This is a genomic window from Domibacillus epiphyticus (assembly GCF_001975785.1).
In the GTDB taxonomy this organism is placed as follows: Bacteria; Bacillota; Bacilli; order Bacillales; family Domibacillaceae; genus Domibacillus; species Domibacillus epiphyticus.
Map to the genome: position 1 here is coordinate 1 of NZ_MSFI01000003.1, position 19,990 is coordinate 19,990.

At 38.1% G+C, this 19,990-nt stretch carries 15 protein-coding genes and 7 pseudogenes; 11 read left to right on the forward strand and 11 right to left on the reverse strand.

The window, feature by feature from the left end:
• The 3 genes from BTO28_RS02290 to BTO28_RS17835 all read left to right on the forward strand — a co-directional run.
• On the forward strand, positions 1–320 hold a 320-nt coding region (locus tag BTO28_RS02290; RefSeq protein ID WP_233129805.1), incomplete at its 5' end, for a hypothetical protein.
• 98 nt (positions 321–418) lie between these two features.
• Entirely contained in the window at positions 419–1,204 is a 786-nt protein-coding gene (locus BTO28_RS02295; RefSeq protein WP_076763669.1) for a hypothetical protein, read from the forward strand.
• Between the two features lie 1,511 nt (positions 1,205–2,715).
• Positions 2,716–2,856 carry an EAL domain-containing protein gene (locus BTO28_RS17835; RefSeq protein WP_083711262.1) on the forward strand — a complete coding sequence of 47 codons (141 nt, stop codon included), beginning with the start codon at positions 2,716–2,718 and terminating at the stop codon, positions 2,854–2,856.
• Between the two features lie 608 nt (positions 2,857–3,464).
• Here BTO28_RS17835 and modB read toward each other — a convergent pair.
• Together modB and modA are read right to left on the reverse strand one after the other, a co-directional pair.
• Positions 3,465–4,121 carry a molybdate ABC transporter permease subunit gene (modB, locus tag BTO28_RS02305; protein WP_076763671.1) on the reverse strand — a complete coding sequence of 219 codons (657 nt, stop codon included), beginning with the start codon at positions 4,119–4,121 and terminating at the stop codon, positions 3,465–3,467.
• A complete protein-coding gene (modA, locus tag BTO28_RS02310) occupies positions 4,122–4,913 on the reverse strand; it encodes a molybdate ABC transporter substrate-binding protein (protein ID WP_076763673.1) in 792 nt (263 codons plus the stop codon).
• Positions 4,914–5,055: 142 nt separating this feature from the next.
• Between modA and BTO28_RS02315 the strand changes: the two genes are divergently transcribed.
• Positions 5,056–5,982 (forward strand): helix-turn-helix transcriptional regulator, encoded by a 927-nt coding sequence (locus BTO28_RS02315; protein WP_076763675.1) that lies wholly within the window; start codon positions 5,056–5,058, stop codon positions 5,980–5,982.
• Between the two features lie 316 nt (positions 5,983–6,298).
• Here BTO28_RS02315 and BTO28_RS02320 read toward each other — a convergent pair whose 3' ends face one another.
• The 4 genes and pseudogenes from BTO28_RS02320 to BTO28_RS02330 form a co-directional block, all read right to left on the reverse strand.
• A complete protein-coding gene (locus BTO28_RS02320) occupies positions 6,299–7,126 on the reverse strand; it encodes a protein-glutamine gamma-glutamyltransferase (RefSeq protein ID WP_076763676.1) in 828 nt (275 codons plus the stop codon).
• Between the two features lie 557 nt (positions 7,127–7,683).
• Positions 7,684–8,087, reverse strand: a pseudogene (locus tag BTO28_RS17365) (type II toxin-antitoxin system PemK/MazF family toxin).
• A pseudogene (locus tag BTO28_RS17760) lies at positions 8,087–8,378 on the reverse strand (AbrB/MazE/SpoVT family DNA-binding domain-containing protein). The pseudogenes BTO28_RS17365 and BTO28_RS17760 overlap by 1 nt, the downstream one beginning before the upstream one ends.
• Before the next feature lie 29 nt (positions 8,379–8,407).
• Positions 8,408–8,626, reverse strand: coding sequence for a helix-turn-helix domain-containing protein (locus BTO28_RS02330; protein WP_076763678.1), 219 nt, complete (start codon positions 8,624–8,626; stop codon positions 8,408–8,410).
• Positions 8,627–8,813: 187 nt separating this feature from the next.
• On the opposite strand from BTO28_RS02330, the gene BTO28_RS02335 reads away from it, so the two are divergent.
• The 4 genes and pseudogenes from BTO28_RS02335 to BTO28_RS02350 all read left to right on the forward strand — a co-directional run bounded on the left by BTO28_RS02335 (position 8,814) and on the right by BTO28_RS02350 (position 12,306).
• The gene (locus BTO28_RS02335) at positions 8,814–9,026 is read left to right on the forward strand and encodes an acetyl-CoA carboxylase biotin carboxyl carrier protein subunit (RefSeq protein WP_076763680.1); all 213 of its coding nucleotides are present in this window, start codon (positions 8,814–8,816) and stop codon (positions 9,024–9,026) included.
• A gap of 30 nt (positions 9,027–9,056) precedes the next feature.
• Positions 9,057–9,959: a hydroxymethylglutaryl-CoA lyase gene (locus BTO28_RS02340; RefSeq protein WP_076763682.1), complete on the forward strand. Its 903-nt coding sequence runs from the start codon at positions 9,057–9,059 to the stop codon at positions 9,957–9,959.
• Positions 9,960–10,020: 61 nt separating this feature from the next.
• Positions 10,021–10,729, forward strand: a pseudogene (locus BTO28_RS02345) (enoyl-CoA hydratase-related protein).
• A 32-nt stretch (positions 10,730–10,761) separates the two neighbouring features.
• On the forward strand, positions 10,762–12,306 hold the full coding sequence (locus BTO28_RS02350; protein ID WP_076763684.1) for an acyl-CoA carboxylase subunit beta: 1,545 nt from the start codon (positions 10,762–10,764) through the stop codon (positions 12,304–12,306).
• A gap of 1,589 nt (positions 12,307–13,895) precedes the next feature.
• On the opposite strand, the pseudogene BTO28_RS02355 reads toward BTO28_RS02350, so the two are convergent.
• From BTO28_RS02355 to BTO28_RS02370, 4 genes and pseudogenes are all read right to left on the reverse strand, one after another.
• Positions 13,896–14,470, reverse strand: a pseudogene (locus tag BTO28_RS02355) (nitrilase-related carbon-nitrogen hydrolase); the annotation flags it as partial.
• 87 nt (positions 14,471–14,557) lie between these two features.
• Positions 14,558–14,749, reverse strand: a pseudogene (amiF, locus tag BTO28_RS17840) (formamidase); the annotation flags it as partial.
• A gap of 277 nt (positions 14,750–15,026) precedes the next feature.
• Positions 15,027–15,152: pseudogene (locus tag BTO28_RS17380) on the reverse strand (phosphonate ABC transporter permease); the annotation flags it as partial.
• 551 nt (positions 15,153–15,703) lie between these two features.
• Positions 15,704–16,120, reverse strand: a complete 417-nt coding sequence (locus BTO28_RS02370) for a hypothetical protein (protein WP_144289435.1) — start codon at positions 16,118–16,120, stop codon at positions 15,704–15,706.
• A gap of 120 nt (positions 16,121–16,240) precedes the next feature.
• Here BTO28_RS02370 and BTO28_RS02375 point away from each other — a divergent pair, with 120 nt between their 5' ends.
• The 3 genes and pseudogenes from BTO28_RS02375 to BTO28_RS17845 all read left to right on the forward strand — a co-directional run bounded on the left by BTO28_RS02375 (position 16,241) and on the right by BTO28_RS17845 (position 19,198).
• A complete protein-coding gene (locus BTO28_RS02375) occupies positions 16,241–16,558 on the forward strand; it encodes a hypothetical protein (protein WP_076763688.1) in 318 nt (105 codons plus the stop codon).
• A gap of 294 nt (positions 16,559–16,852) precedes the next feature.
• Positions 16,853–17,938, forward strand: coding sequence for a CotH kinase family protein (locus BTO28_RS02380; RefSeq protein ID WP_076763690.1), 1,086 nt, complete (start codon positions 16,853–16,855; stop codon positions 17,936–17,938).
• A 584-nt stretch (positions 17,939–18,522) separates the two neighbouring features.
• Positions 18,523–19,198, forward strand: a pseudogene (locus tag BTO28_RS17845) (FTR1 family iron permease).
• A gap of 118 nt (positions 19,199–19,316) precedes the next feature.
• Here the strand turns inward: BTO28_RS17845 and BTO28_RS02395 are convergent.
• Complete coding sequence (locus BTO28_RS02395; protein WP_076763695.1) at positions 19,317–19,934, reverse strand: DedA family protein; 618 nt, start codon at positions 19,932–19,934, stop codon at positions 19,317–19,319.
• Positions 19,935–19,990 lie beyond the last annotated feature (56 nt).

Sequence of the window (19,990 nt, forward strand, 5' to 3'; positions counted from 1 at the left end):
AGCTCTTCAGCGCCGATGGTAGTTGGGGGTTTCCCCCTGTGAGAGCAGGACGACGCCAGGCAAATGTAAAAGGAACAACAATTGCTGTTCCTTTTTTTGTGCTTCTATATTATTATTCTAATACCATAAGAAAAATAAAAGATAATCATAATACACTAAAAATAATTTTCGAAGTTTCCGTAAAAAATAGGGTGTTTAGAAACTTTTTTATTGTGATTAATGGGTCCGTATGTCCTGTGAGAACTGTTGTCTCCTTAAAAGGGATAAAAATTCGAATGTGCTTTATGGCTGCAGGTTTTATTTGTTATCCTGCTTATTAAAAATGATGGAATCGACAGCTAAATATAAATTAAACCAAACGGACAAACAATTCATTTCCATAATTACAACTGTCTAAAAAGAAAGGGCGAGAGCAAGCATGGCAATTATCTATCCACACATCGAAGACCCAAATATGACACACTACATCCGGCCAGAAGGCGAATATACCTTCTTTGAAAGTGAAGAGGATTATGCGAAGAAAGTAAAAGAATGGGGCCTTTCTGCTAAAAAAGAATTCTGGTACAAAGGCAAAACGTATAAGCGTCTTGTCACTATAAAAGGGTATCAATCATTTGGCAGTGACAACACCGCCAATATCCTTGTCATTGAATTCCAGGACGGTCATTTAAGCTGTATTTATCCCGATTACCTGAAGGATATGCAATCAGGTAATTTTGGTAAAGAAAGCAGAGTAAGCAGCGCAGAAAAGGAAAGAGCTCCTTCTGTTTCCGAATCTCCAAACGAAACACTAAAGATACCAAGCAAAGAAAAAACCATCCCAAATGCTGTTCAAAAGCCTTCAGATCACAAAACTCAGAAGGCAAAGCAGCCTGCTATCATATTGCCTGCTGAAAAAGTTCACTTTACTGCAACGGTAAAACAGTTGGCCTTAAGCTGGAATCATTTCAGTGAAGAAAACGATGAAGTGGTCGTGCTGGAACACGTCCAAATTGTTCAGGATGAGCCAATTAATGTTGGCCTTGCATGGTGCAGTCACAGCAAAACGTTAAAAAAACAGGAATTACAGCCCGGGGAACATCTTGAATTTGACGGGAAAATCGTGAAAAAGAAGTTACCGGCAGGGAAAGAAGTAGAGGAAGAATACCGGTTAGATACCACAGTACCCTATAAGATAAATAATCCATCTAAAATCGTGAAATAGTAAAGAAAAATCGCCTATAATTGGTGGCCAGCTCATCCCCAAAAGAAAGGGAGTGGTGCTGTTGACAGGTTATTGATTGGGATTTCTTTCTCAAGCCTAATCGTCGCCGTTCTGTCATTTAATCAAAAAAATAACCCACCATAGAGTTTGTGCCTCTGGTGGATTAATTCCCGATTCATCTTATGGTGGGAATCCGCTATTGCTGGACCGTTTCAATGTTTGAGCATTGAAGCGGCCTTTTTTTATTTGGTTCTTATCAGTATACATAAAGTCGAGCCAAATGAAAAAGCGATGATGATAAATCAAAACGGAATACAAATTATCGGAAATAATTAGCTTAAAAATCACTTATTCACACAGCGGCATTATATCAAAACGCTCTCTTCGTGATTAATATTCGCTTCTTTTTACATTCTAATCGTTAAAAGATGCTCATAGAGTGGCCGGGAATGCAATACTATTATTATTATTTTGAAAATTTAAGCGCTTTCTATTGAAGTGTTCACAAAATTGACATATAATATAATCATAGAACGGAGAGGGGTTGGGTAAAATGCTCGAATCAATCGGAAATATCTTTAATTTCATTACATTGTTCGTGGTGTATGCAAGTTCTTTAGTTCCTCTGGTAATACCGTATATTATGATTAAACATTTTAAAAAGTTGGATAAGAACGAACCACAAGAAGTTTAACGTCGAATTGTGGAATTACATAACATTCATTATTAAAAAATAAAAACCGCTCGCGCAATGAGTGGTTTTTTGCTTGTATTTTTGTTCCCTTAATTCCAATTGATTACTTAAATCATCAAAGATTTGGCTCCATTGGAAGGGGGGATAGAAATTTCTTATTCCCGATGATAATGTTCAGGTGTTCTCGGATATACAACCCTGCTGTAATAATGTAATAGCTTCTTACGCAGACCGGTTAAGGATTAAAGGATGGAGCTTAAAAATATTAATACTAAACAGTTTTCTCGATTTAGCGTTACGATTTGGACAGCTTCTGTGATTTCATTTTCAAGTTTTCTACTTTTAGTTTCCGATATTATATATGTATCTCCGTTGCACCTAAAATTTGAGGCGAGGAAATTGCCACCTAAACCCTCCCCTTGAATAACTAACTAAACCTCCAAAGAGTATATAGTTGCAACTATTCCAATTAATATTGAACTTAATATACCTATTAATTCCATTATCATTAACTCCTTTATATTAAATGGTCAATATATATCACAACTATTTTACCATTAGTCACAACCTTTTTGTTATAAATTATGACTATTTTACTATAAAACTTAACATTTACCTGTGATGCATTTAAAAAACACCTGAGATAGGTGGTTTTTTTATGTTTATTTTTAATCAACTATGAATCATCAAGATGAAAGGCTTCCAGAAAAGTTAAAAGAAACTTTAGATAAATATCAAGCAGCTCCGGAATTTCTTACTCGTGAGATTACAGCTTTATTATGACGAATCCTGAAAGAGCTATGAAGGTAGTAACACAATTAAACGATATGGGTGTAGGCCTGTCTATTGTTATTTTGGCACCGGCTACTCCTCCTTAGCCTATTTAATGCATTTACCTGTCAATGAAATTAAAGTGGATAGATCATTTGTGATGGATTATTGTAAAATCAATTATTAATTTGGACCATAACCGGTCTTTAAGAGTCACAGCAGAATGGGTGGATGTCATTTCCGAGTTTAAAATGGACAATATCTCCGATTTAAAATTCCCCATTCATAACAGATAATCGTCACGAAAAAAGCACCTTTCTACATGGAGGTGCCCTTTTTCCAAAAGAATTTTTTGACTGTTGTAAAATTAATTTCAATAATTTAAGCGCTTTCAGTTTAAATGTTCACAAAATTGTCATATAATAAATATAAAGGTAAGAGAGGGGTTGAAAAATAATGCTCGAATCAATTGGAAATATCATTAATTTCATTACGTTGTTCGTGGTATATGCAAGTTATTTTGTTCCTCTAGTCATACCATACTTTATTATTATGCACTTCAAAAAAATGGATAAGAAAGAAAAAGAAAAAACACAAAAAACACAAGAACTTGGGACTGATCCCCAATTTTAGGACAGGGATCAAAGCACCTTTTAACCAGCCAGCCGTCGGTTACATACCGACGGCTGGCTGGTTAGGGTTACTTTCGGATTTAACAAAATTAAGGAATTTTGGGATTACATAAACATTATTCAAAAAAACCGCGAGTACAAAAGCGGTTTTTTTCGTTTGATTTTAAAGCTTTATAAGGTGTACGCAAAATAACATAAAAAATGAAATGCCAATCATACTGGCTACCCATAACCAAGCCATTTGCATATCCCCTGAGTCAATAGCTATATAGATGGCTGTGGGCGTTGTTTGTGTTTTCCCGGGGATGTTCCCTGCAAACATGAGTGTGGCCCCAAACTCGCCTAATGCTCTAGCAAAACTTAATATCCCACCCGAAATAATGGATTTAAGTGCAAGGGGAATAGAAACAAAAATAAATAAGTAGAATTCATTTGCGCCATCCACACGAGCTGCATTCTCAATATCCTCATCAATCGCTTCGAATCCAGTCTTGGAAGATTGATACATAAGGGGAAAAGCGACAACAGTAGACGCAATAACAGCAGCCCACCACGTAAACATAACAGGTTGATTAAATATCCACTCAATCGCTTCTCCTGCTGGACTATTCCTTCCAAAAAGAACAATCAACAAAAAACCTACTACAGTAGGAGGCAATACTAAAGGCAAGAGAAAAATAGTTTCAACAATGGCTTTTCCTTTAAATTTCGTATTAGCCATTGCCTTTCCTAATACTAATCCCAATATTAAAACGATTATACTGGATACAGACGCTATCTCAATGGAAAGTTTGACCGGCGACCAAAAATCTGATGTCATTTAATTTAGACCTTTAAATCCATACGTTTCAAAAGTCTTCATGGATTTGTTATTTTGAAGATACTCTAAGAAGAGCTGGGCTTCTTTTGGATGGGAACTGCTATTAATCACACCCACTGGATAAATAATCGGTGCGTGACTATTTTCATTAGCCGTTGCTATAATCTCCACTTTGGCAGAAAGTAACGCATCTGTTTTATAGACAATACCTGCCTCAACATTGCCCGTTTCAACGTATGTAAGCACCTGGCGCACATCCTTGGCGTATACCATTTTCCCTTCTACGGCATTCCAGACATTTAAAGTTTCTAATGTATCCTTCGCATACTTTCCTGCTGGTACAGCCTCAGGTGTCCCAATTGAAATTTTATCCGCCTTCGTGAGATCTTCAAATGTTCGGATTTCTTGTTTTCCATCCTTTGAAACCACCAACACAATTTCATTTCCAACAAGATCATTTCCTTTTTCTTTTTCTATTAGCCCTTTTTCTACTAACTTATCGAATTTGTCCTCAGCCGCAGAAAAGAAAAGATCAACCGGTGCGCCCTGAGAAATTTGCTGCTGAAGAGCCCCTGAAGCGCCAAAATTATAGTTGATTTTCACGTGAGGATATTCCTTTTCAAAAGCTGCTGTTAGGTCATGCAAGGCGTCTTGTAAACTGGAGGCTGCTGAAATCGTCAATTCAACTTTTTGTTTCTGTTTTTGTTCTTTACTTTGTTCATTTATTGAACAGCCAGACACGATTAAAAATAGCATCGTAATTAAAATAAATATAAGGTGGACTTTCTTCAACATTCCACTTCCTTTCTAACTAATTATAATTAGATATAATTGATTATAATTAGTTAGCATTAAAAAAGGAATACATACCTTACTTTAATACATTTCCTTTTTAAAAGATGGTGAGATAAAATTAAGGATGGAGGGATGCAAAATGTCAAAGGAGCTTTCCTATACAATTGAAGAAGTGTCACAACTTTTAAAGGTTTCAAAATTAACCATATATGATCTTGTAAAAAAAGGGGAAGTACCTGTTTTTCGTGTTGGCAGACAAATGAGAATCGAAGCCAGAGACTTGGACCATTATATAAAAAATCAAAAAACTGCGATTGCACCAGTTCCAGTTGTTGAACTTCACCTGCCCCAATCGAAGGATTCCCTCAATATTGTCATTAGCGGACAAGACCTGGTTCTAGATATACTTGGAAAACACATCGAGAAAAAATCCACTTTTAAAACATTGCGATCTTATACAGGAAGTTTAAACAGTCTTATCTCTATGTACAACGGAGTCTGTGATATTGTTAGCTTGCATATGTTTGATGGGGATACAGGGGATTATAATCTTCCTTATGTAAAAAAAATTTTGGTGGGGTATCCTTATATTTTACTCAATCTTCTTTCAAGGAAAGCTGGTTTTTATGTTCAAAAAGGAAACCCGCTAAGAATCAACTCTTGGACTGATTTAAATCAGGAACATGTAAAAATCATTAATAGAGAGAAAGGATCAGGTGCACGGATTTTACTTGATGAACATCTCAGAATCAATAATATTCCCTCTAAAAATATAAATGGTTACGAGCACGAAGAGACCAGCCATTTAAGTGTGGCTTCAGCTGTTTCTTCTGGGCAAGCAGATGTAGGGGTGGGAATTGAAAAAGCTGCTAAAATAGTAGGAATAGATTTTGTTCCCTTAATAACAGAACGTTATGACTTAATTATTCTAAAAAAACCTGAAAACGAAAAACTCATAAACACTGTAAATGACATTTTATCTTCCCAGCAGTTTCAGTCAGAAATAAACTCTCTTGGGGATTATGATATTTCTCAAACAGGATCAATTATTTATGAAACATTTTAAAAAGGAAGGCTGCTGAATTTTAGCAGCCTTCCTTTTAAGATGCGCATGTTCAGTTTCATGAAAGTTGATCGATTGCCTAACGTAACATCATTAGTCCTTTTTAGTATAAAAAGGCGAAAAAATTGCTGTAGACCCATACGATTCATTTGGTAGTAGTTGAAATAGTAAAACACCGGAGGGATTAACATGGATTAGAAATTATTTGATAGGTGAGGGAGCTGGAATCATTTTAAGTATCTTTGTTTACATCTTTTTAACACCAAAAATTATTATAGACTATACATCGAACACAGAAGCTAAAGCGAATGATTAGATATTAGAAATAGAACACATATCGATTAAATGGAGTTGAACTTTCGATATGGTTGACGAGGATAGGGTGATTTTTATAAATCGAATAACCTGGCTGAGACGTCGAAAGTTTCTTCAAGTGTTTAAAAGATGGTCTTGCAACTATATCTGTCAGATAGGCTGATTGATTGGCCCCAGGCATTCTCATTTGATTCAAAGCATGAATCATTTGGTCAGCTCTCAATATTCCCAACCCATGCCCAAAATACGTACCATCTCCTAGAACTACTGCATTTTCTCCTCTCCACTGAGGGGTCTGTGGATCGAAGTCCGGGTTGTTAAAATATACGACATCTCCAGGCAAAAAATGGCCTGTATAATGTGATTTTATTCCAAGGTCAGGATCTGCATGCCAGTTGTATAAATAGATGTTTTGAAATAATTGATTAAATAAGGATTCTCCGATAAGGTTTAGAACCGCATGGTAATAGATAATGACCTTTGCTGTTGAACATTCAAACGCATACTGTGAACTGTTCAGGTAAATATCTCGAATCGCGTCGGATGGTTTTACGCCATTCCTTAGCAGGAATCCGCCGGTACGCGTCAAATGCCAGTATTGAAGATTAGAACGGGAATTTGCAAATGTTTCAAACCGCACATTGCTTTGATTCATGGCTCTTGCACTTAATATGATATTTTTTCGCAACTGAAGCTCAAACGATAATTCACCAATGGATTGATACGAGTAAACGACTGTATCTTCATTCATCTGTTGAATGATCATGCTTTCAATGCTGCCTGACGGCCACATGTCACTTTGTTGAAAGGACGTCCCCGATATTTGAATCATAATATACCTCTTTTCAGGTTCGATATTAATGAATCCACATTATTCCCTAGCATATTCGAGCACCATTTTAATGTGTAGCTTGAAGGCCTGATCAATCGCCAGCTATTAGTTCCGTATTCTGAACAAAGGAACAGCAACTGTGGCGTTCGCCCTCCGCGCCTGTTGTGTCGTTTTCTGCCCGACGTTTTTTTAGCCTTTACTTCAAGGACCCTGGCGAATTAGCCTATGCAACTACAAAAGGTGCAGTATTTTTTAGAAATTTTATGATTACTAAAACCCCCATGTAAGAACCGGTTTCCTTACATAATCTGTAGTGATGTACTTTTGTTGAATAAGGAACACAACACAATCAAACTTTTTTCTAAAAGAATCATTCAATTAACACAAGAAGAGCATTTTTTGATTAATCTTTTTTCAAGACACGCTCTTTTCTTTTATTCGTTTATCAAGGTTAATGGCATTATTTCGATTTAACTTTATTCCAAACTTACACTTATAGTATTCTTTTATCATATGTATTTTTGATACCAGATCCATCAACAGGTTTTTTTAGGTTCTTATTCGATGAAGCCGCTATGTTTGAAAGAAAAAACCCTCAAAAAGCCAAAAAATAAGAACCGTCCGAATTTTGGAAAGTTCATTGCTATCTTTGCAAGGAAATCATCAATTATTTCGTCAGACGCTTGACCTAGGACACGAACCCTACGCGCCCGCCAATACATACTCTTAACTTGGTCAACTAAAATTGCATCTGTAACAGGACGTCCTTTCTGTACAGGAACCCCAGAAACGGGTAATTCTACTTCAAAAGGATAACCCTTTTTCTGATTACAAATCAGTGCGAACCCCGTTACAGTATTAAATGCTTTTGGTCTGTCCTTCTACATTCTTGTTCGCGACCAGCTTTTGGATTAAAATCTATAATAATAAGATCACCTCGGTCTGGTATATTTGCTGGCATTAAATAATTTCATTCCCCTCTACCCCAAAATCAATTTCCTTGTGACGATTTTCCGGTGTGATTTTTGATAAAAGTTCTTCTAATGAATATTTCTTTGGCCGCTTTTTTGGAACTGATGTGATTCTTTCATCATCCACCACACTCAACTCTATTTCAGAACCTTGTCGGATTTCAATACGTTCAGCTACATCTCTTGGGATACGAACAGCAAGACTGTTGCCTCTTTTGAACAGTGGTTGCCGTTGTCATAGTTGTCACTCCTTTTTTCTCATTCCTGTCTTTCCTTTCCATTACCATATAAATGAAAAGCGGATCCAATCCTATTCATTCTCTGTTAGTTTAAATAAATCACTTACTTCACAATCAAAATAGTCGCATAATTTTACTATTAAAGATCTCGGTAGGCGTTCTATCTCATTGTTAGCCAACTTACGTACAGTTTCACGGCTTTCATTTATATCTTCAGCTATCTTTCTCAAGGAGATACCTGGCTTTTTTTGTTCCTTTAACGTGAGTAATTGAACCTCTAATTTTCTCATTCTGTCTTCCCTCCTTCATCGTATTTTGTCATGGTTTTCGGTATTTGTAAAAATAAATTTAGTTTATAAAAACGTATGTGCCGGTACTTAAATGTACGGGCGCTTTCGTTTGTAAAAAATTTATGGCAGTTCCGATCTTAGAAAAATGAGTATAGTCAAACCACCGTGTGAAATAGGAGGAAGATAGATGAATCAGGTACTAGCAAGTATGGCAGGGAATGTATGGAAGGTTCTCGTTAAAGTCGGAGATCAGGTAGAGGGCGGACAGGATGTAGCCATCTTAGAATCAATGAAAATGGAGATTCCAATTGCAGCTGACTTCGGCGGAGCTGTCAAAGAAGTAAAAGTGAATGAAGGGGATTTCGTGAATGAAGGGGATGTAATAGTAGAGCTTGAATAAACTCCAGATGGTTTGAAGGGAGATGTGACAATGCACTGGCCGACAAGTGTAACGATAAAAGAAGTGGCACCCAGAGATGGTTTGCAAAATGAGAAGGTATTTATTTCTACAGAGGATAAAATCGCTTGGATCAATCAATTGTCATACAGCGGACTGAAAAATATCGAAATCACTTCTTTTGTTAATCCAAAGTGGATTCCCGCTCTTTCTGACGCTGAAGCAGTAGCAAAAGGCATTACCCGCGTCTCTGATGTAACCTATACGGCTCTCGTTCCGAATAACCAAGGTCTGGAGCGGGCACTGGAAGCCAACATTGATGAAGTAGCTGTCTTTATGTCAGCCAGTGAAACGCATAATTCAAAAAATATTAATAAATCCATTAAGGAGACATTCCCTGTTTTAAGAGAAGTGGTAGAAGCAGCTCACTTAGCCGGAAAGCCTAGCCGAGGATATGTATCAACAGTGTTCGCATGTCCCTATGAAGGAACTGTTGATATAGAAATGGTTATTGGAGTATCGGAAACTTTGTTTGAGATGGGAATTCGAGAGCTGTCTCTTGGTGATACGATTGGCGCAGCGAATCCGAAGCAAGTACAAGAAGTGTTAGAGGTCTTGTTAAAGCGCTTTCCTGCTAATAAACTTGCTTTACACTTTCATGATGCCCGTGGAACAGCGTTAGCCAATATTTTAGCATCATTAGACATGGGGATAACCACATTTGATGCCGCACTTGGCGGTTTAGGAGGATGCCCATATGCGCCGGGTGCATATGGAAATGTAGCTACTGATGATTTTCTTTACATGCTGGATGGTATGGGTATTCAAACAGGGGTGAATCAAGAAAAGCTGCTTTCTGCCTCCCGTTTTATTCAGGATAAGATAGGAAAGCCTTTGCCAAGCCGTGGCCTTCAAGTCTTCGGCCTGAGTGGATAGGCATCGTTGATTATTCAACATATAGAGGAGAAAAACCGTGGTTTTAACATTGTAAAAGGGAATTGTCCTCATTACTTTAAACCGCCCAGAAGCTGCTAATTCATTATCTGTAAAGATGTTGAAAGAACTTAGGAAAGCGATCATTGCATGTAAATTAGATCGGTACGCTGTGGGAGAAAGCTTTTTGTGCAGGAGAAGATTTAAAAGAACGTGCGGGAATGGACATGAACCAAGTACGTAAGACCGTTTCGTGGATCCGGGAAAGCATAATGAATTAGAAACCTTGCCGCAGCCTTGTCGTTGTAGTCATAAACGGCGTCGCCTTTGGAGGGGGAACCGAGCTGGCATTGGCTTGTGACATCCGAATCGTTTCAGTAACAGCAAAGTTCGGTCTTACAGAGACTTCACTCGGAATTATTCCGGGCGCAGGCGGAACACAACGTTTGCAGAGGTTGGTCAGAAAGGGACGAGCTAAAGATCTAATTTTCACCGCGAGACGGATTGATGCTCGTGAAGCGAGAGAGATTGGTTTAGTCGAGTATGTAGTACCGGCTGAATCTTTTCTCAGTAAAGCAGTGGATATAGCGAGACAGATCGCGCAACGGTCCCATAGCCATTACTCAAGCAAAGTTCTCGATCGATAAGGGATATGACGTAGATTTAAATCCCGGACTTTCGATTGAGCAAAATGCCTATGAATTAGACGAAGGATCGATTAGAGGGCTGCAAGCTTCAAGGAAAAAAGATTTCCTGTTTTTACTGGAGAATAAGTAAAAACTAATCTAATAGAGGAGTTGAAAACATGTCAGCTGATGTACAACCGATGCAACAAACCCTGAAGGAGAGAATGGAACGGATTCAAAAAGGAGGAGCTTCTAAATATCATCAGAAAAATCAAGAGCATGGGAAATTATTTGTTCGTGATCGTTTAAAGTTATTATTTGATCCGGGTTCTGAGCTAGAAGATGCGCTGTTTGCCAACTGTTTAGCCGAGGATCTTCCGGCTGATGGAGTTGTTACCGCGATGGGGAAAATCGATGGTCAGGTTGTGTGTGTGATGGCAAATGATTCAACAATAAAAGCCGGTTCATGGGGAGCTCGGACTGTAGAGAAAATTATTCGGATTCAAGAAACGGCTGAAAAAATGAGGGTACCGCTTATCTACCTTGTAGATTCTGCGGGGGCGCGGATTACGGATCAAGTAGAAATGTTTCCTGGTCGCCGTGGAGCTGGCCGGATCTTCTACAATCAGGTGAAACTTTCAGGTGAAATTCCGCAGATTTGCATTTTGTTTGGTCCTTCTGCAGCAGGGGGAGCTTATATCCCTGCATTTTGTGACATTGTCATAATGGTGGATGGAAATGCATCAATGTACCTTGGATCCCCGAGGATGGCAGAAATGGTTATTGGGGAAAAGGTGACCTTGGAGGAAATGGGTGGTGCACGAATGCATTGTTCTGTTTCAGGTTGCGGGGATATATTGGCTAAAAATGAAGAAGAAGCTATTGCAATGGCCCGAGATTATCTCTCCTATTTCCCTGCAAATTTTTCCGAAAAACCTCCGGTCCAAGAGGCTTTAGCACCAAAACAATTCACGAAAACATTAGAAGAGCTTATCCCATCCAATCAGAACACTCCTTTTAACATGTATGATCTGATCGATGGGATTATTGATGCAGGATCGTTCTTTGAAATCAAGAAACTATTTGCGAGCGAACTAATTACGGGGTTAGCTCGAATGAACGGAAAGCCTGTTGGCATCATTGCCAATCAGCCACGGATTAAGGGCGGCGTATTGTTCCACGATACGGCGGATAAGGCTGCTAAATTTATTAACCTTTGTGATGCTTTTCATATCCCGCTCCTGTTTCTTATGGATGTCCCAGGTTTTATGATTGGTACCAAGGTAGAACGCGCAGGAATCATTCGCCATGGTGCGAAAATGATTTCCGTCATGTCTGAAGCGAGTGTGCCGAAAATCTCGGTTATCGTCCGGAAGGCATATGGAGCAGGCCTCTACGCCATGTGTGGTCCTGCATTTGAACCGGATTGTTGTCTTGCTTTACCTACGGCTCAGATTGCAGTCATGGGACCGGAGGCTGGGGTAAATGCCGTGTATGCCAACAAAATCGCTGAATTACCGGAGAATGAGCGTGCTTCTTTTATTGAAAAAAAGCGTGAAGAATATAAGCAGGATATTGATATCTACCGGCTAGCCTCCGAAATGATTATAGATGGGGTGATTTCAGCTAATTCGTTACGCGATGAGCTAGTGAATCGATTTGAAGCATACTCATCAAAGTACATCACTTTCTCCGAGCGGAAGCATCCGGTTTACCCGGTTTAAACTACAGTCATTCAATAGAAAAGAGATGCAAGATGTAAAAACATATTTACAGTAGGAAAATAAGCAGATTGAAGATTCAGGTATGTTAAAGCAAGCCTTTGACACAGAATGATCTCAATAAGGAACGGTAAATTTAATGAAGAAGGTGCAGAATACCTTGTCAATCCGTACGATGAATAGACTATTATAGAAGCCAATATGCTTCGCGATACAGCATAATCCAATTTAAAACGAAATCGAAAAATATTGATTTAAGCGTTCTATAAGTAATTTTTTTCTATGTTACGGCATGACATTAGATCATCATAAAGCGTCAAACTAATTTGGCGCTCCTTTATGCTTTTTTATAAATTGTAGTACACTTTCAGGGAGCCTAGGAAACGGAGACTTTTTTTAAAAAATATTTCTTGTTCAGTAAAACCATCAAATAAAAATTTATTATTGCACTCTTTTTTTGGATTAGCCTAAAGAGAGATGCCGGGATTTTCATTTCATAATAAGAATAAACTTTGCGCCAAATACTTATTTTGCGAACAATTAACTTATTTATTATAATGAATCAACGAAAAAATGAAAAAATAATACATCAATGAAAATGTCATTTAATATGTCGAAAAATAATTGCATTGAGATTTCATAATACTGTGCATTATCCTAATCAGTTGGATGAAGCATGAACTTGTTAAATACTTTAAGGACATCCTGCAGTTTGGGTCACAATTGCAACAGCATTTAAAGTTTGTAACGAATGCTGGAAAAAAAATTAAATGCCATGATTCAATAATGTGATTAATCTACGTGGAGTTAACCGTGTTGGGTATATATTGTTTAATTTATTAGACTAAATTGATCATGATTAGCTAGATTCATTTCTTCACTTAACTTACACATCAACAAAAACATCATAAGGTGATGTATAAACTGCTTTTTAATTATTATGGAAGCATTGGATCCAAAGAATAAATCGAAAACTTTTGTTCAGGGTACTTTCTAAAAATTCTTTTCTTTATTCAATCTTAAATAATTCTCACCTTCATTTACTGCTTAATAATCTAAATAAAAAAAACGAACAATTGTTCGCAAAAAATAGATTTGGCGAAGAGTTTAATCGTCTAAAATAAAAATTAAAGATTTTTTAGGATTATATATTTGGAGTGAAAAGACGTTCAAAGGCAGCTTGAATGCTTTAATGTAACCATTAACGATAAACGAATAAAAGAAAAGAGCGTGTTTTAAAAAAGTATTTAAGTACTTTATTGATAATCCACATCAACTTTCTCTCGCTTTCCCTGTTCCTCCTTTTTTTATGGTAAGTGACTAATGTCTCCTGTAACATTACCTGGTCAAACACACGCTAATATTCCTCTATTGCTTGCCTCAAGCGTATCTCTACAATTAATTCCTTTCCAGCCGAATTAGATAATTTGCTCCACTGCATCACGCATAGCGATGATATTTTATTTTGATTTCTTTTACATACTGGTTCGCGTGGATTAAGGCTGCTCGGGCTTTTCAAAAAACCACTTTGGTTAATTAACAAGAAAAATAATACCTCCGATACAAAGTATGGAGGCATTATTTTTACCTATTTATGAGTGAATTTTATTTTTAACTGGGTATCCGTAAATAGACCCGTCTTTTATTTTAATTTTATCTTCCCAAGGAAGTTTATAATTTCCTTCAGCTAAATCTTTAACAAAAGTATATGGATTCTCTTTTACTCCTCCAGGTGTAGATACATATCCTCTAGCCCCTAGGTTATAAATATTATTTTCAAGCCCCCAGCCTATTCGGGCTTGATCAGCTAGTTCTGGATAAACTTCTGCAGTAACAATTTCATAAGGATTTCTGTGGCCCTGAACTAAAGTAGTTCCGTCAAAATTGCATACTTGCCCTTCACCGAAGTAATAGAACACCCCATCATAACCTGCAAGATTCACCGATAAAGTGTACATTAGCTTCTGCCATGCATTCGAAGGTTAGTTAAAATCCACTGGTCATTAACTTGTGTGCTGTATCCTGAAATGCGGATTAAGACGTTTGCCCCTTTATAAGCAGCCTCACGAGCAATTTCAGGGAACATGCCATCATGACAGATACAAACGGCTAGTTTACTGCCTCCTGGCCCATCACAAACAGGCATTCCTAAATCTCCTGCTTTCCATAATCGCTGTATTATATGGGTCTCCGCCATCTGGATTTTTTTGTGCACCGTTCCCGGATCCGAGACTGATACTTTTGCTCAAGCTTGTTGAGTGCTATACTCAGGGAAAACGATGAGCTCTACACCAGGATAACCGGCTTTTGTTGAATGCAGAGTTCTAACAATTTCTTTGATTTGTTTGTCAATATCAGCTCTTGATTCAACAATTGGTACTGGATACTGAACTAAAGCTGTTAAAAATCCGTTTGTTGGTTTTACCATACTTCCAATACTGCCCATAAAAAATCCCCCTTAAAATTTTATAAATTATTATGTGGGGATCTATCCAATAGATACTACCTTAACATAACCACTAAAAGAACTCTGAAAAAACAGTTAATTCTACTTTTTGTCAGCCCTGTACCTAGCGCTTCTTTATTTTTAATTTAAGTGCGCGTAACGTCAACTTCATTTTTAACATGATGTAATATCTGGAAAAAGCACTGTTTCGGGATAATTATTTTTATTCATGTTTTACGCCACGATCAGCCATAGAGCCCCCTATATGATGATACATCTATACGGCTTTCAGATTGCTTTTTACTCTTATAGCTACAAATTCGAGCAAAATGGCAAATGCAAGGATAAAATAGGTGATGATCCCTACTTCCCTTAAATCGTAATAAAACCCACTTGCCATAAAATATAACCTGTAGGTTGTAGGTTTATCTTACTTGTTTCTACTCTGTATTTATTATAAAGAGATACTAACGAAGCTTTAGTGATTGATGTGAACATTATATAAGATGGATCATCAGTGACGGGTAGTTCACATTTAAAGAATCCAAAATGAAAGAAAACGAAAAAAGCGGTTATATTGCAGCAAAATTGAAAGAGAAAAACCAAAGAGCAAACAATGAAAAAGCGAGCTGGAACGCTAAAAGATGACCTGAAGAAAAGGTATTTTCAAAATAATAATATTCGTTTTTCAAAACTCTCGATGAAAGGCGGGATATGAATTAGCCACTACAGAAGTGTAATTGTTTTGCACATAGTTAAATGAAAGGTGGTAATTTTCAAGCTAATAAATCTCATTCGTAGGAGTATCCATTTATCATAAAGTTACTCAACCTTTTTTGATGGGAATTTTTCAAAAATGTATGCATCCGATGAAGTTCTTTGAATACAATGTGACGTATGAAATTTTTTTTAGGGGGAATTTTTCTTGCCGGGAAAAAAAGGAAAAAAACATCATCATGATTCAAGTTCAAGTTCAAGTTCAAGTTCTACTACTGGGAATGTGGTAACGACTGGGGATACGGGAACTCCTGGAAACGGCAGACGCAGACGGGGCACTACTGTTGCAAGTGAACTCACTATTACGGTCACTACAGGCTGTGGCACACCGCCCACTCCATTAGTTCCAGAAATAGTAGGAGTACCATTTTCAATTGTTAGAGGAACGCTAGAAAATACGGGTACTTGTACTGCTACGGTTGTCTTCATGGGTGTGAATCCTGCTAATAATGTAACGGTAACGATTCCACCTGCTACGACAGCAACGATCCCAAATGCGGCAGGCCCTTTTACAGCCGCCATGATCACAGCTTGCGCGGCTCCTATGGCACCACCACCGCCACCTCCGTTGACTGGGTGTACTATTATCGCCAACCTAAGCTTCACTCAGACAGTGTAGTATATTGAAAAAGACAGAAAGCATCCTTCCCCAAAGCGGGTTGAGATGCTTTCTATTTTCTGCGATAAAGATAATAGGAAGGGAAGATAATCAGCATGAATGAATACATTATTGCCACTCTTCAAGGAAGTCTTAACGCAATAAAGGCGGAACATGGATACAAACCGAAAGTGACCGAAAAGATAAGCGACATGATGGACCTGTTAGATCAAATACCTATTGACCCTGAGCAAATAATGGACGTATTTTACGATATGTTATTGGCAATCGAATTAGTAGACCTTCCTAACCGTGGACAAGAGCAGGACGCATATGTACCTGTACAAACGCTGGTAATGAAAAATGCGGACACCATGATGATGCAGATACTGATAAAGAAGTTAGATCCAGAGTTCGATTGTGGCTGCGGTTAAAAAAACCAGGGGAGACTGTATTCCCCGGGCTTTTATTTACATAAGCCATTCGAATCGCTATGAATAAGAGCACCCCTTATCATCTCTAGAAAGTTCCCTATTCCAACCTCCTTGCTGATTTTTGAAAGCATCATACATAAACAGCCAATAATCATCTATAGCACGCGGCCTTAAAATAGTTTGTGTTTTTTGTCATTGACCGCCATGATTGCCTTTGCGATAGCAATAACCCTTATATTATTCAGGATGTTGCTTGTATGACACTTATGGAAAAAGAGAAAGGAACGATAGCATATGTCCTATCTGATCCCGTCTTATTTTTTGATAATAGAAAAAGAAGATTTAGAAGACCTGCGCTACGATATATGGGACGACCAACCTGTTCCGGCCTATTTAAAAGTGGCAAAAGCCACCTATGATATCGATATTGCCTACCGCGGTTCCTACACGCGGAAATTCAAGAAAAAATCTTACTGGATTGAGTTTGTTAATCCATCAAGATACGCCGGAGCCCGCGAAATTCATTTGAATGCGGAATACAAAGACCCCTCACTTATGCGTAATAAACTTTCTTTAGACTTTTTCGAAGACCTTGGTGTTTTATCACCACACAGTCAGCATATAAATTTAACGCGAAATGGCTCCTTTAAAGGTGTTTATTTGCAGTTAGAGTCCGTGGATGATTTGTTTCTGGAAAAGAGAGGACTCCCTTTGGGTCCCATTTATTATGCTGTCAACAATAACGCCAACTTTTCCTTTCTGAGAGACGGGAAGCAAAAAAAATCGCTTCTGTCGGGCTATGAACGGGCGTTTGGCAGCAGTTCAGACGATGATTTCTTCCATGACTTAATAAACAAAATCAATACCCTCCCCCAGTCTGACTTTTCTAGCGAAATTAAACACTATATCCATATTGATAAATATTTACATTGGCTTGCTGGTGCCGTTTGTACAATGAATAATGACGGGTTTACTCACAATTATGCACTGTACCGCAATAGTGAGACAGGTTTGTTTGAAATCATCCCCTGGGATTATGATGCCACTTGGGGACGAAAAGTCAGCGGTGGGGTCATGCATTGCGATTACGTAGCTATTGAAGGCAAGAAGGACAACAATCTTTCCTGCCTCCTCCTGCAAGTGCCAGAATTCCGCAAACTTTACCGGAACATATTAGAGGAAATTTTAGAAACCAAGTTTACCGTTGAATACCTAGAAGATAAGGTGGCTTCACTGCATCAAACCTTGCGGCCACATGTCCTTCTTGATCCTTATAAAAAGAAAAAAGTCGATACCTTTGATGGCGAGCCAGAGTTTATCTTTCAGTTCATTCGCGAACGCAGCAGCTATTTGAAAAAGCAATTGGTGGATTTCCTCTAAGAAATATTCGATCATTAAATGGTTCAGGAATGGCAGAAAGGTGACTGTCATAGAACCAATCGGTATAAAAATACACGAAAGTATAGCAGGCAGGTTATATGCTGCACGTAATATTGAAACGAGTGAATTCATTGGGGAATGACCTGTTTTAACCCATATTCTTAAGCGGCCCTCTTTAAGCGTGTACAGGGCGCAGCCCAGCCGCAAGAGGGGCGGTGACCCTTGGTGGTGGACGAGCCTAAATATGTCGGGTTGTGGTCCTTATTTATGAAGTATTATCATTCATAGATAATGAGGTAATTTGATATGGCCAAGAAAGTGCAGGCGGCGGATAGTTCACGAATTTATTTTCTGCTTCAAGGCATTTGATTTTTTCTTTTGGCGATTCCGCCGACATTTTTGGCCGGCCGCTACAAGTTTCTTTGATGTTACCGCGTTTTTCTCCAAGCCCTTTTATGCTCTACACTAAAAATTGTTTAACCTGCCAACGATTGATCTATCATCCATCCCCAATTCTTTTCCTTTTACTAGCCTATCCTAAGGTAACAGGAAGGCATAAACATTTCAAAAATGTTTGAATAGGCGTGTTATCAGCAGGCCTTTCATCTTTCCACGCAGGAATTTCCGTTCACCTAATCATCGATGATTATGCAGGATCCAGTGTAGAAACACTATTCGCTGGTATATCCTATTTTCTTGCTTTCGGCATGTTAGCATACATGGCCGTCTGGATTAATAAAAATCCAACCTTACAAGAAGAACTTCACTTAAAAGTAAATTCAGCAATTGAAAAAGAATCAAGATTTGCCATTACTGGTTTTGTGTTTTTAGCTGTATTTCGGGAAGACCTTGAAATGGTGGTGTTTCTGCTCCCTTTCACATTCATCACAAATCCTGTCCTGCTCGCTTTACAAGGCGTGTTAGGCGTTATTCTTGGAGTTGTTTTCGGCTGCCTTATTTATGTCTGTGGAAAAAATGAACTTAAAACACTTTTATAATATTTCCACATTCTTGTTTGTCTTATTTGCTGGTGGATTTTTAGTCAGTGGCATTGGAGAGTTTCAACACCTTGGCTGGCCATCATTTGTCAAAGAAATTTTATGGGATACCAGCAAGATCCTAAATATTGAAAGTGAAATGGGGCATCTATTCCATTCATTATTCGGATACACCGACAGGTCAACCATGCTACAAGTAACCGGGTATATCATTTATTTGGCACATGCCTGGATTTTAATAACCTCTCGGAGAAAAAACTGACCCCTATCCCCTTAGTCCCAAAATAGTTTATTATCGGCAAATCATTCTATTAAAGAGAGCCCTCCAAAGTAATGAAGGGCTCTATTTGTTTACGTAATGAGATTTGGCTTCTTAATTATTAGCTTTTCTTGTGACCTGCTTTCTTCTTTAAAAACAGAGCAACAAAAACGGTAAAAAATAAAACCAACAGTATATAAACAACGTTTGAATAAATATCCATGTAACCAACAATATCTTCCCAAGAAGAACCTACCGCGGCTCCGAGATTAACCAGTATAGTGTTCCAAATTAACGTCCCTGCTGTAGTTAATAGCAGAAACGCCCAGAAATTCATATGGGACATACCTGCAGGAATCGAAATGAGACTTCTAATAAGCGGAATCAGCCTGCAAAAGAAAACTGTCCATACGCCATATTTATCAAACCATGCATCTGCCCGGCGGATGTCTTCTTTAGATACCCTGAGGATGTGCCCCCATTTCTCTACAACCTTTTCTAAACGATTCACATTAACTAAAAGACCAATTCCATACAGTATAACGGCCCCTGCGACTGAACCAATCGTGGAGACGGCAATAACTCCAATAACACTCATGGCTGTGTTCGTTGTCATAAAGCCGCCAAAAGTTAAAATAACCTCTGACGGTATGGGGGGGAAGATATTCTCTAGTGCGATCAAGAGAAAGATTCCCATGTACCCATAAGTGCTCATTGTCTCTGTTATCCAGTTTTCCATTTTACAACGCTCCCTAAAAAATCAAATATGTTCATCTAGGCAAGTTAATTAAAAAC

What these genes read in the sequence shown, in the direction of transcription:
- BTO28_RS02295 (WP_076763669.1), top strand. Translation starts at nt 419, where the DNA reads ATGGCAATTATCTATCCACACATCGAAGACCCAAATATGACACACTAC.
- modB (WP_076763671.1), bottom strand. Translation starts at nt 4,121, where the DNA reads ATGACATCAGATTTTTGGTCGCCGGTCAAACTTTCCATTGAGATAGCG.
- BTO28_RS02315 (WP_076763675.1), top strand. Translation starts at nt 5,056, where the DNA reads ATGTCAAAGGAGCTTTCCTATACAATTGAAGAAGTGTCACAACTTTTA.
- BTO28_RS02320 (WP_076763676.1), bottom strand. Translation starts at nt 7,126, where the DNA reads ATGATTCAAATATCGGGGACGTCCTTTCAACAAAGTGACATGTGGCCG.
- BTO28_RS02330 (WP_076763678.1), bottom strand. Translation starts at nt 8,626, where the DNA reads ATGAGAAAATTAGAGGTTCAATTACTCACGTTAAAGGAACAAAAAAAG.
- BTO28_RS02335 (WP_076763680.1), top strand. Translation starts at nt 8,814, where the DNA reads ATGAATCAGGTACTAGCAAGTATGGCAGGGAATGTATGGAAGGTTCTC.
- BTO28_RS02340 (WP_076763682.1), top strand. Translation starts at nt 9,057, where the DNA reads ATGCACTGGCCGACAAGTGTAACGATAAAAGAAGTGGCACCCAGAGAT.
- BTO28_RS02350 (WP_076763684.1), top strand. Translation starts at nt 10,762, where the DNA reads ATGTCAGCTGATGTACAACCGATGCAACAAACCCTGAAGGAGAGAATG.
- BTO28_RS02375 (WP_076763688.1), top strand. Translation starts at nt 16,241, where the DNA reads ATGAATGAATACATTATTGCCACTCTTCAAGGAAGTCTTAACGCAATA.
- BTO28_RS02380 (WP_076763690.1), top strand. Translation starts at nt 16,853, where the DNA reads ATGTCCTATCTGATCCCGTCTTATTTTTTGATAATAGAAAAAGAAGAT.
- BTO28_RS02395 (WP_076763695.1), bottom strand. Translation starts at nt 19,934, where the DNA reads ATGGAAAACTGGATAACAGAGACAATGAGCACTTATGGGTACATGGGA.